The sequence below is a fragment of the Kitasatospora sp. NPDC036755 genome (assembly GCF_040636595.1).
Classification (GTDB): Bacteria; Actinomycetota; Actinomycetes; order Streptomycetales; family Streptomycetaceae; genus Kitasatospora.
The window spans coordinates 20,524-29,810 of the sequence record NZ_JBEZUT010000075.1; the positions used below are offsets into that span (position 1 = coordinate 20,524).

Sequence of the window (9,287 nt, forward strand, 5' to 3'; positions counted from 1 at the left end):
TGCGGTACGTCGGCGGACCTCCCCCGAGGACACGGCCGCCGTCCGTCGGTCCCCGGACAGGAGGCCGGGGCTGCGCGCGGAGCGGATGGTGGGTCGGAGGACGGTCCTACTTGGGCGCCTTCTTGCCGGTGACACCCAGGTACACCAGGGGAGCGAGGTTGGGCTTGAGGTCCTTGACCTTGACGCCCCAGGAGGTGAAGGCCTTCTGGTGCTCGGCCGCCGAGGCGAGCAGCGAGACCAGGGCCCCGGCCACGGCGTTCGGATCGAGCGACTTGTCGGCCTGACCCTTCGCCTGGAGTTCCTTGACGGCCTCCGCGAGCGGCTTGGCGACCGCGTTGAGGACCGTCATGCGGATCTTGAAGAACCGCTTGTCCCCTTCGGCGGCACCGAGCGTGACCACTCGGAGAATGGCGTCGTTCTTGCGCCAGAAGGCGAGGAATCCGTCGACCAGTTCTTCCGAAGTGGTCGGTCCGGACTTCCCTGCCCAGGACTTTCCGGCCACCAGCTCTTTGAGCTGGTCGGCGTCCTTGGCCATTTCCTCGGCGATTTCGAGGACTGCGCCCTCGACATCCGGGAAGTACTGGTAGAAGGTCGCGGGGGAGGTACCCGCCATACGGGCGACGTCGATGACCTTGACGTCCCGATAGGGCGACGTGCTGAGCATCTCGCGGAGGCAATCGAGCAGCTTCTGCCGCGTCTCCTGTCCGCGTCGCCCGGCGACGCGACCGTCGACGGTGCGAACTTGTCCTGTCATGCCGTCAGCTTACCGTGGCACGATCTTGGCGCGATTCGGTGATGCGACTATTACTCCGCACGGGGGTTGGTATAGCGGCATGAACCACTTCGGACGGATATTCACCGGGCCTCGAAGCCCCTGTTGAAGCCCCCCCGTGTGCCTTTGATCTCACAGCGTGACGGCGAGTCCGCTGAGGGGTGATCGGGTGACAGAGCGTGACGGCGGCCGAAGAGTGAGGTGCCGTCCGGAAGTGAACGGTCCGGGGCTCCGCGCGCAAGCCGCCCCCGGAGCGGGCGTCGGGATCCGGCCGTTCCGTCCTCGCTGGTCAGGGGCCCGTCCGGGGCGTCGTTCGGGCCCGGACGGCGCGTTCCGGCGGGTGGGGGAGGTTGGATATGCGCGGGGCGGCATTGGAGAATCGGGTCCGGCACCACGCGGCGGGTGCGGACAACGGGGAGGTGGCAGCGGAGTGGACCAGCTGACGGCGCACGATCCGAGGCGGATCGGGCCCTTCGAGGTGCTGGGGCGGCTCGGCGCGGGTGGGATGGGGCTGGTCTACCTGGCGCGTTCCGCGTCGGGCCGGCGGGTCGCCATCAAGACCGTGCGGGGTGAGCTGGCCGAGGACGAGCTGTTCCGGGTCCGCTTCGCCCGCGAGATCGAGGCGGCCAAGACGGTCGGCGGCTTCTACACCGCGGCCGTGGTGGACGCGGACGCGGACGCCCGGGTGCCCTGGCTGGCCACCGCGTACATCCCGGCCCCCTCGCTGGAGGACCTGGTCGAGGACTGCGGCCCGCTGCCGGTGGAGGCCACCCGCTGGCTGGTCGCCGGCATCGCGGAGGCCCTCCAGTCCATCCACGCGGCCGGGCTGATCCACCGCGACCTCAAGCCCTCGAACGTCCTGGTCGTCGAGGACGGCCCGAAGGTGATCGACTTCGGCATCGCGGCCGGGGTGTCCAGCACCCGGCTCACCATGACCAACGTCGCGGTCGGCACCCCCGCCTACATGTCCCCCGAGCAGGCCAGGGACAGCCGTACCGTCCGGGGCGCCAGCGACGTCTTCTCGCTCGGCTCGCTGATGGTCTTCTGCGCCACCGGGCACCCGCCCTACCGGGGCACCAACCCGGTCGAGACGGTGTTCCAGCTGCTGCGCGAGGAACCGGACCTGACCGGCATGCCGCCGGAGCTGATGGACCTGGTCCGTGCCTGCATGCAGCAGGCCCCCGAGCGCCGGCCCACCCCGGCGCAGATCCAGACCGAGCTGGCCCCGCACCTGTTCTCCCGGGACGACGCCTCCGGCGAGGCCGGGGACTGGCTGCCGGCCAACGCGCTGGAGCTGATCGAGCGCAAGCGGGGCCGCCGGCCGGCCGCCGCGCCGCGCCCGCCCGCCGGTCCGGCCCATCCGCCCCCGCCGCCGCACGCGCCGCCCGCCCACGTCCCGTCGCAGCACCTCGGGCCGGCCGACCCGCGCACCAACCCGGGCGGGCGGCACGCCCAGTCGCCGGCCGGGCCGGTGCACGGCATGCCGAGGCCCGGCCAGGGCTCGGACGCCGAGATCCCGACCGCGAAGATCGCCTCCCCGAACCGGCACCGGGCGCCGACCGGCGGCTCCGTCGAGGTGCAGTTGTCCGGCGCCTCGGTGCGGATAGGCCCGGGGCCGCGGGCCGAGTACGAGCAGCCTGGCCCGAGCACCGCCCCGGCCACGACCGACTGGGTCCGCCGGGCGCCCACCCCGCCGCCCGCGCCGGTCGCCCGCTGGCGCCCCTGGCGGTTCCGGATGTCCAACGACGTCTGGGGCACGCCGGTGGTCGCCGACGGCACCCTCTTCGTCTCCAGCTTCGAGGTGCACGCGCTGGACATCGCCTCCGGCGAGCGCCGCTACAAGACCCGGGACGTCGCCTGGGCGCTCGCGGTGGACGCGGGCCGGGTGCACGCCGCGGACGGCCCGCACCTGTACACCGTGGACGCCGTGGACGGCACCGAGCGCTGGCGCACCTCGCTGGACGGCTGGGTCTACTCGCTCTCCGCCGCCGACGGCGTGCTCTGCTGCGGCATCAGGGGCGGCGGCGTCCAGCTCCGCTCGGCCGCCAACGGCGCCGAGCTGTGGCGGGCCGACGACGCCCAGCAGGACTACGAGAACCCGCAGTCCGGCCCGGTCCTGGTGGGCGGCGCCGCCTACTACTACGGCGGCGGGCGGCTGCGCTGCGTCGACCCGCGCGGGACGGGCCTGCGCTGGTCCTTCCAGGTCGGCGACGACGTGCCCTCGCACCCGGTCGAGCGCGGCGGCGTGCTGTACGTGTCGGCCGGCACCCGGGTGTACGCGCTGGACGCGGCCAGCGGGGCCGAGCGCTGGCGCTTCGAGGCCCCTGTGGTGCTGTTCACCCCGCCCGCGCTGGACGCCGACGCGGTCTACGTGGCCGACTACCTGGGCACCGTCTACGCGCTGGACGCGGCCACCGGCCTGGACCGCTGGCGCGGGGTCACCGGCCGGCGCCAGGGGGCCGATCCGGTGGTGGTCTCGGACGGCATGGTGCTGGTCGGCAACGGCGAGGTGCTGTACGCCTTCGAGGCGGCCACCGGCCGGGAGCGCTGGCGCTACACGGCGCGCGGAGAGATCGTCGGCTCCCCGGCGGTGGCCGACGGCCTGGTGCACCTGGGCAGCCGGGACCACTCGCTGCACACCCTGGACCTGTCGAGCGGTCAGCTGCGCTGGGAGCTCGGCACCAAGGGCGAGCTCACCGGCTCGCCGGTGGCGGTCGGCGGTCGGGTCTTCGTCGGCTCCAAGGACCGCTGCGTGTACGCGCTGGACGCCTTCTACGGCACGGCGGTGCCCGCCCGCTGAGCGCGGGGCGGACACCGCCGGACCGGCGACCGGGCGGGCCGGCTCAGGCCTTGCGGGCCCCGGGGTGGCGGCTGCACCAGCCGTCCCACGCGGAGGAGACCATCTCGGTCACGTCGTGACGGGCGGTCCAGCCCAGCTCGCGGTGGATCAGGTCGGCGGAGGCCACCACCCGGGCGGGGTCGCCGGCACGGCGCGGGGTCACCTCGGCGGCGGTGTCGTAGCCGGTAACCTTGCCGATCACGGCCAGCATCTCCTTGACGCTGACGCCCTCGCCGCGGCCGATGTTCAGCACCAGCCGGGTCGCGCCGGCCGGGTCGGCGGCCATCCGCTTGGCGGCCGCCACGTGCGCCGAGGCGATGTCGGAGACGTGGATGAAGTCGCGGACGCAGGTGCCGTCCGGGGTGAGGTAGTCGTCGCCGAAGATCCGCGGGGCCTGACCGGCGGTGAGCCGCTCGAAGACCATCGGGATCAGGTTGAACACCCCGGCGTCGGAGAGCTCGGGGGAGGCGGCGCCGGCCACGTTGAAGTAGCGCAGGGCCACGGTGGACATGCCGTGGGCCTGGCCGGCCGCGGCGACCAGCCACTCGCCGGCCAGCTTGGTCTCGCCGTACGGGCTCATCGGGGCGCAGGGCGTGGACTCGGTGACCAGGTCGACGTCCGGCATGCCGTAGACCGCGGCGGAGGAGGAGAAGAGGAAGCGCTTCACCCCGCCCTCGGCGGCCGCCTCCAGGACGGTCTGGAGGCCGATCATGTTCTCGCGGTAGTACAGGAAGGGCTGCTCGACGGACTCGCCGACCTGCTTCTTGGCGGCGAAGTGCAGGATGCCCTCGACACCGTGCTCGCGGATCGCGGCGTCCAGCGCGGCGCGGTCCAGGGTGGAGCCCTCGATCAGGGGGACGCCGGCCGGCAGCCGGGAGGCGTCGCCGGTGCTGAGGTCGTCCAGGACGGCGACGCGCTCGCCGGCGTCGAGGAGCTGTCGGACGACGTGTCCGCCGATGTATCCGGCACCGCCGGTGATCAACCAAGTCATGGCCCGATCCTAGGGGTTCGAATTCGATCGCCACGTTCGGGCGAGTCGGTGCCGCAAAGCGGACAAAACGGTGAAAAGCTGACAAGGATTTCCGTGCACTCATGCCCGCGCCCCTCGGCGTGGTGACGAATCGGAGGCAGTCAGGTGCGCCGTCACAAGGAACCCACCCTCCTCCCGCCCGCCGGACCCCGGCCGGGCGGCCCGCGGGCGCCGAGGGGACCGGCCGGGCGGCTGCCGGGAGCGGTCGCGGTCGCGGCGGCGGCCGCGCTGGCGCTGGCCGGCTGCAGCAGCGGCTCGTCCTCCTCGTCCACCGTCGCCGCGACCGGCTCGCCCACGGCCGGCACCCAGGCCGCCGCGACGCCCGGCCCGTCGAACGGCGCGACCCAGCTGCAGGAGGCCTACCAGACGGTGATCGCCAACGTGCTGCCCTCCGTGGTGCAGATCACCACCGGCGACAGCCTCGGCTCCGGCATCGTCTACGACGACAAGGGCGACATCGTCACCAACGCCCACGTGATCGGCACCGCGAAGACCTTCACGGTGACCCTCGCCAACAGCACCACCACGCTGGACGCCGGCCTGGTCGCCAGCTACCCCGACTCCGACCTCGCGGTGATCCGGCTGAGCAACCCGCCGAGCGGCCTGCGGCCGGCCAGCTTCGGCGACTCGAGCAAGGTCCAGCTCGGCCAGATCACCCTCGCCATGGGCAGCCCGCTGGGGCTCTCCAGCAGCGTCACCCAGGGCATCGTCTCGGCCACCGGGCGGACCGTCTCCGAACCCCAGGGCCCCGGGTCGCCGGGCGCCACCATCGGCAACATGGTGCAGACCTCGGCGGCGATCAACCCGGGCAACAGCGGCGGCGCGCTGGTGAACCTGGACAGCAAGGTCATCGGCATCAACACACTCGCCGCGACCGAGCCGCAGACCAACGGCTCGGCCGCCCCGGGCATCGGCTTCGCCATCCCGGCGAGCACCATCACCAACATCGCCGACCAGCTGATCAAGCAGGGCAAGGTCACCAACTCCGGCCGGGCCGCGCTCGGCATCACCGCCCGGACCAGCTTCAACCAGCAGTTCCAGCCGGCCGGCGCGGTCATCGTGGCGGTCACCCCGGGCGGGGCGGCGGCCTCGGCGGGGCTCCAGGCCGGCGACGTCATCACCAAGATCGGCGACACCCAGGTCGACTCGCTGAACGCGCTCACCACCGCGCTCGCCTCGCTCACCCCGGGCAGCAAGGTCACCGTCACCTACACCCGGGACGGCGGCACCAGGACCGCCGACGTCACCCTCGGCGAGCTGGAGACCGCGCAGAGCCCGTCGCCCTGAGCTCCGGTACGGGGACGCCGGGCCGCACGCCGCGCAAGGGCTCAGCGGGCCGGGTGCCGTACCGGAACGGCGCCGGGGCCTCGTCACTGCTCGACGAGGCCCCGGCGCCCTGCCGTGTCCGGGGGCCGCTTGCCCCGGCCGGGCGGTCAGCGGCGGGCGGTGCGGGTGCGCCAGGGCAGCTCGACGGTGACGGTGGTCGGTCCGCCCTCGGGGCTCTCCACCAGGAAGACCCCGTCCACCGCGCGGATCCGCTCGGCCAGTCCGGCCAGGCCGCTGCCCGGGTAGGGGGCCGCGCCGCCCTTGCCGTCGTCCTGGACCAGCACCATCAGCTGGTCGTCCGAGCGCCAGACCTCGACCGAGGCGGAGCGGGCGCCGGCGTGCTTGGAGACGTTGGTCAGCAGCTCGCTGACGGTGAAGTAGGCGATGCCCTCGACCGCCGAGTCCGGGCGCTCGGGCTGACCGTCCGGGCCGGCCAGGTCGACGTTCACCCGGACCCCGCCGGGGACGGTGCAGCGGGCGGCGACCGAGGACAGCGCGGCGTCCAGGCCGCGGTCGGTCAGCACCGCCGGGTGGATGCCGCGGGCCAGGTCGCGCAGCTCCTGGAGGGCCAGCTTGACCTCGCCGTGGGCGTTGTCGACCATCCGGGCGGCGGCCGCCATGTCGTCCTCGGTCTCCACCTCGCGCAGCCGCTCCTTGGCCATGCCGAGGTCCATCGCCAGCGCGACCAGCCGGGCCTGGGCGCCGTCGTGCAGGTCGCGCTCGATCCGGCGCAGGTCGGCGGCGGCGGTGTCGACCACGGTGCCGCGGTCGTCCTCCAGCTCGCGCACCCGCTCGGCCAGGGCGCCCGGGAAGAGCAGCGACTCGATCAGGATGCGGTCGGTCGCGGCCAGCCCGCGGACCACCCAGGGCAACACCGGCCAGAGCACGACCACCGAGACCAGGGTCACGGTGAAGCTCACGATGCCCCAGGGCAGCATCAGCAGGTTGTAGAGCGCCGAGCGCCAGTTCAGCAGGTCGGTGAGGTGGGCGATGGTGAAGCCGACCATGCCCGGGCGGCGCGGCTTCACCGGCTCCGGCTCGTCGATCGCGGAACCGTACGCCGCGCGGGCCCGCTGCCGGCCCAGCCGGCCCAGGGCCCGCGCGGCGCACAGCCCGCCGGCCAGGATCGGCAGCCCCACCACGGTGATCGACAGGCCCAGTCCGGCCGAGAGCAGCAGCACGGTCACGATGAAGCCGGCCGAGCCGAGCGGGAAGTTGAGCATCAACCGCCCGACCTGGTGCCACATCCGTGCGCCGTACAGCGGCGGGCGCTCCATCCGGTCGTCCTGCTCCTTGATGGCGTCCACGGCCCGTTGGTGCAGCGGCTTCATCCGGATCTACCGTCCCTCTTCGTCGTGCGGCTGGACCAAGCTTCCCGAACGTCGGGCGATGGATGCCATGGGGGTGATACATCTTCCCGACCGGGGGTTAACCCCACCCCGGGGCCGGCCGCCGGACCTCCGCCGGGGTGTCCACCGGCCGTCTTGCGGAGCGGGCAGGGTTCGGGCGGAGCGGAGAGGTCCCCTTAGACTCACGCTCTGGCCATGGTTAGGACCGTGAGAGCAAACGTCGTAGAACTGTCCTGAGGGCGGATTCACGGCCGAGGTGGAGGCGAAGGCATGGAGGGGAAGCACGCGGCTGCCGCCGCGGCCGACCCGGCGGTCGGCAGCGGCTACTTCGACGCGTACGCCGCGATGGGCCTGCTGGCCGTCGTCGGAGTGCTCTTCGTCGCCGTGGCCTTCACCGCCAACCGGCTGCTGCGACCCGTGGTGTACTCGCCCGAGAAGCTCCTCGCCTACGAGTGCGGGGTGGACCCGGTGGGCGAGGACTGGGCGCACACCCAGATCCGCTACTACGTGTACGCCTTCCTGTACGTGATCTTCGCGGTGGACGCGATCTACCTGTTCCCCTGGGCGACCGTCTTCGCCTCCGCCGGGTACGGCGCCGGAACACTGGTCGAGATGTTCCTGTTCATCGGCTTCCTCGTGGTCGGGCTGCTGTACGCCTGGAAGAAGGGCGTTCTGGAATGGACGTGACGCACTCCCACTCGCACGGCGACGCGCAGGGCGGTCCCGTCCCGCTCGGGCTGCCGGACCCCTCGCGCCCCGGCGCCGTCGAGCGCCGCGGCATCGGCCCGCTGGCCCGGCTCGCGCCGGACCCGGTCAAGGTGGTGCTCAACTGGGGGCGCCGCTACAGCCTCTGGTGCTTCAACTTCGGGCTGGCCTGCTGCGCGATCGAGTTCATCGCCGCGTCCATGGCCAAGCACGACTTCATCCGGATGGGTGTCATCCCGTTCGCGCCCGGACCCCGTCAGGCCGATCTGATGATCGTCTCCGGGACGGTCACCGACAAGATGGCGCCCGCCGTCAAGCGCCTCTACGAGCAGATGCCCGAGCCGAAGTACGTCATCTCCTTCGGCGCCTGCTCCAACTCCGGCGGCCCGTACTGGGACTCGTACTCGGTCACCAAGGGCGTGGACCAGATCATCCCGGTGGACGTCTACGTGCCCGGCTGCCCGCCGCGGCCGGAGGCGCTGCTCCAGGGCATCCTCAAGCTCCAGGAGAAGATCGCCTCCGAGTCCCTGCCGGACCGCTACACCACGCCCGCGGCGGCACTGCGCCGCCCGCTGGTGGCGGGCCCCGGCACGCCGGAAGGGGGAGCCTCGTGACGTCCGCCGAGCAGTACGCGGCGTCGGTCGGGGAGTGGGCGACCGGCGCCGAGGCGTACGGGCTGATCACCGTCGACGTCCCCGCCGAGCACTGGATCGAGGCGCTCACCAACGCCCGGGACGTCCTGGGCCTGGGCTTCTTCGACTGGCTGAGCGCCGTCGACGAGCTCGCCGAGGGCTTCTCCGTGGTCGCCCACCTGGCCGCCGTCGAGGCGCCGGGGGTGCGGCACCTCGCGCTGCGCACCCGGGTGCCGCGCGCCGGGGCGGCGCTGCCGACCGCCGTCGCCGTGTACGCGGGTGCCGCCTGGCACGAGCGCGAGACCCACGAGATGTTCGGCATCGACTTCCCCGGGCACCCCCACCTGGTCACCCTGCTGCTGCCGGACGGCTTCGAGGGGCACCCGCTGCGCAAGGAGTTCGTGCTCGCGGCCCGGGTCGCCAAGGACTGGCCGGGCGCCAAGGAGCCGGGCGAGTCCGACCACGGCGGCGGGCCGGCCCGGCGCAAGATGCTGCCGGCCGGCGTGCCGGACCCGAACGAGTGGGGGCCGCTCAAGGGCACCCTGCCGCCGGTCGCCGAGCGGCCCGCGCGCGGTGCGCGGGCGGCCGGTGCTGCGGCGCGGACGCCCCGGGCGGCCGCGGGCGCCGGTGCTGC

The 9,287-nt window shown here is 73.2% G+C and carries 8 protein-coding genes; 5 read left to right on the top strand and 3 right to left on the bottom strand.

Going from position 1 to position 9,287, the window contains the following annotated elements:
* Positions 1 to 106 precede the first annotated feature (106 nt).
* Positions 107 to 754, bottom strand: coding sequence for a TetR family transcriptional regulator (locus AB0E96_RS14170; RefSeq protein WP_224284690.1), 648 nt, complete (start codon positions 752 to 754; stop codon positions 107 to 109).
* Between the two features lie 448 nt (positions 755 to 1,202).
* Here AB0E96_RS14170 and AB0E96_RS14175 point away from each other — a divergent pair, with 448 nt between their 5' ends.
* On the top strand, positions 1,203 to 3,572 hold the full coding sequence (locus AB0E96_RS14175) for a PQQ-binding-like beta-propeller repeat protein (RefSeq protein ID WP_359822730.1): 2,370 nt from the start codon (positions 1,203 to 1,205) through the stop codon (positions 3,570 to 3,572).
* A gap of 43 nt (positions 3,573 to 3,615) precedes the next feature.
* Here AB0E96_RS14175 and galE read toward each other — a convergent pair whose 3' ends face one another.
* Positions 3,616 to 4,602, bottom strand: a complete 987-nt coding sequence (gene galE, locus AB0E96_RS14180; protein ID WP_359822732.1) for a UDP-glucose 4-epimerase GalE — start codon at positions 4,600 to 4,602, stop codon at positions 3,616 to 3,618.
* Positions 4,603 to 4,746: 144 nt separating this feature from the next.
* Between galE and AB0E96_RS14185 the strand changes: the two genes are divergently transcribed.
* Positions 4,747 to 5,928, top strand: coding sequence for a trypsin-like peptidase domain-containing protein (locus AB0E96_RS14185; RefSeq protein WP_359822734.1), 1,182 nt, complete (start codon positions 4,747 to 4,749; stop codon positions 5,926 to 5,928).
* 146 nt (positions 5,929 to 6,074) lie between these two features.
* Here the strand turns inward: AB0E96_RS14185 and AB0E96_RS14190 are convergent, their stop codons facing one another.
* Positions 6,075 to 7,244 carry a sensor domain-containing protein gene (locus AB0E96_RS14190; protein WP_359822745.1) on the bottom strand — a complete coding sequence of 390 codons (1,170 nt, stop codon included), beginning with the start codon at positions 7,242 to 7,244 and terminating at the stop codon, positions 6,075 to 6,077.
* 342 nt (positions 7,245 to 7,586) lie between these two features.
* Here AB0E96_RS14190 and AB0E96_RS14195 point away from each other — a divergent pair, with 342 nt between their 5' ends.
* The 3 genes from AB0E96_RS14195 to AB0E96_RS14205 all read left to right on the top strand — a co-directional run.
* Positions 7,587 to 8,003 carry an NADH-quinone oxidoreductase subunit A gene (locus AB0E96_RS14195; protein ID WP_359822737.1) on the top strand — a complete coding sequence of 139 codons (417 nt, stop codon included), beginning with the start codon at positions 7,587 to 7,589 and terminating at the stop codon, positions 8,001 to 8,003.
* Complete coding sequence (locus AB0E96_RS14200) at positions 7,994 to 8,635, top strand: NADH-quinone oxidoreductase subunit B family protein (RefSeq protein ID WP_359822739.1); 642 nt, start codon at positions 7,994 to 7,996, stop codon at positions 8,633 to 8,635. The genes AB0E96_RS14195 and AB0E96_RS14200 overlap by 10 nt, the downstream gene beginning before the upstream one ends.
* On the top strand, positions 8,632 to 9,287 hold a 656-nt coding region (locus AB0E96_RS14205), incomplete at its 3' end, for an NADH-quinone oxidoreductase subunit C (RefSeq protein ID WP_359822742.1). The genes AB0E96_RS14200 and AB0E96_RS14205, both read left to right, overlap by 4 nt.

Bases quoted from the DNA above. Each gene is read 5' to 3' on its own strand.
- AB0E96_RS14170 (WP_224284690.1), bottom strand. From the start codon at position 754: ATGACAGGACAAGTTCGCACCGTCGACGGTCGCGTCGCCGGGCGACGC.
- galE (WP_359822732.1), bottom strand. From the start codon at position 4,602: ATGACTTGGTTGATCACCGGCGGTGCCGGATACATCGGCGGACACGTC.
- AB0E96_RS14190 (WP_359822745.1), bottom strand. From the start codon at position 7,244: ATGGAGCGCCCGCCGCTGTACGGCGCACGGATGTGGCACCAGGTCGGG.
- AB0E96_RS14195 (WP_359822737.1), top strand. From the start codon at position 7,587: ATGGAGGGGAAGCACGCGGCTGCCGCCGCGGCCGACCCGGCGGTCGGC.
- AB0E96_RS14200 (WP_359822739.1), top strand. From the start codon at position 7,994: ATGGACGTGACGCACTCCCACTCGCACGGCGACGCGCAGGGCGGTCCC.